Origin of the sequence: Arthrobacter humicola (assembly GCF_039531445.1) — a bacterium.
Lineage (GTDB): Bacteria > Actinomycetota > Actinomycetes > Actinomycetales > Micrococcaceae > Arthrobacter > Arthrobacter humicola.
Map to the genome: position 1 here is coordinate 1 of NZ_BAAAQB010000032.1, position 835 is coordinate 835.

At 65.6% G+C, this 835-nt stretch carries 1 protein-coding gene; it reads left to right on the forward strand.

Translation table 11 applies throughout. The features are described 5' to 3' along the window. A partial coding sequence (locus ABD243_RS11590) for a M24 family metallopeptidase (RefSeq protein ID WP_344365667.1) occupies positions 1-765 on the forward strand: 765 nt, incomplete at its 5' end. Positions 766-835: the final 70 nt, after the last annotated feature.

The following is an 835-nucleotide window of genomic DNA, read 5'->3' on the forward strand; positions in this document are numbered from 1 at the left end:
CAGGCCGCCATGCGCCAGCGGATGATCAAGTCGGCCGAGGAGATCGAGGTCATCAAGCACGGTGCCCGGATCGGGGACCTGGGCGGCGAGGCCATCCGCAACGCCATCACCGCCGGCATCACCGAGTACGAGGTCGCCCTGATCGGCACCGAGGCCATGGTCCACGAAATCGCCCGGACCTTCCCGGATTCGGAAATCCGTGACACCTGGGTATGGTTCCAGTCCGGCATCAACACCGACGGCGCCCACAACTGGGCCACCACCCGCAAGATCCAGGAACACGACATCCTGTCCCTGAACTGCTTCCCGATGACCTCCGGCTACTACACCGCCCTGGAACGCACCCTGTTCTACGGCGAACCCGACGCCCGCTCCCTCGAGCTCTGGAACATCAACGTGGAAGTCCACAAGCGCGGCCTTGAGCTCATCAAGCCGGGAGCTGTCTGCAAGGACATCGCCGCCGAGCTGAACGAGATCTACGTCGGCCACGGCCTGCTGGCCAACCGGACGTTCGGCTACGGCCACTCCTTCGGCGTCCTGAGCCACTACTACGGCCGGGAAGCCGGACTGGAACTCCGCGAGGACATCGACACCGTGCTGGAGCCCGGCATGGTGGTCTCCATGGAGCCCATGATCACCGTCCTGGACGGCCAGCCCGGCGCCGGCGGCTACCGCGAGCACGACATCCTCGTGGTCGGCCAGGACGGAGCCGAGAACATCACGAAGTTCCCCTTCGGCCCCGAATACAACATCATCGGCGCCTAACCGCACCACACCCCGACAAGGGACCGACAGCAAAAGCGGCGCCACATCCACCGTGGCGCCGCTTCCCGGC